The organism is Micromonospora sp. AMSO12t (assembly GCF_008806585.1).
In the GTDB taxonomy this organism is placed as follows: Bacteria; Actinomycetota; Actinomycetes; order Mycobacteriales; family Micromonosporaceae; genus Micromonospora; species Micromonospora reichwaldensis.
Window position 1 is genome coordinate 1 of the sequence record NZ_WAAS01000626.1, and the last position, 433, is coordinate 433.

1 protein-coding gene is annotated in these 433 nt (G+C 74.6%); it reads right to left on the reverse strand.

Annotated elements, in window-relative coordinates; all coding sequences use genetic code 11:
- Window positions 1-398: discoidin domain-containing protein (locus tag F6X68_RS33245; RefSeq protein WP_370519035.1), on the reverse strand; the 398-nt coding region annotated here is incomplete at its 3' end.
- Between the last annotated feature and the right edge of the window lie 35 nt (window positions 399-433).

A 433-nucleotide genomic window follows, 5' to 3' on the forward strand; every position in this document is an offset into this window, starting at 1 on the left:
GGGGTGGTGGTGCCGCCGCCGTACACCTCGAACTCGGAGAGCTGCGCCGCCGGCCAGCCCGTGTTGCCGGTGACGGTCAGCCGGACGAACCGGCGCTCGCCGGCCGGCACGCTGATCGACACCGTGTTGCCGCCGGCCGGGTCGAACGTGCGCCCGGCCGACCCGGCGAGGGTGGCCCACGAGGAGCCGTCGGTCGAGCCGAGCACCGACAGCGTCTGGGTCCGGCGCTCCCAGCCGGCGGGCAGCTTCAGCACCACCCGGTCGACGGTGCGCGCCGCGCCCAGGTCGACGGTCAGCGACTGCGGGAACGCGTTGTTGGCGCTCTCCCAGTAGCTGACCGCGTTGCCGTCCACCGTGTTCGTCGCGACGTAGTTCTGGTTGGCGCTCGTCGCGGTCACCGGCCGCCCCTGCGCCAGGTTCCCGCCGGTCGGGG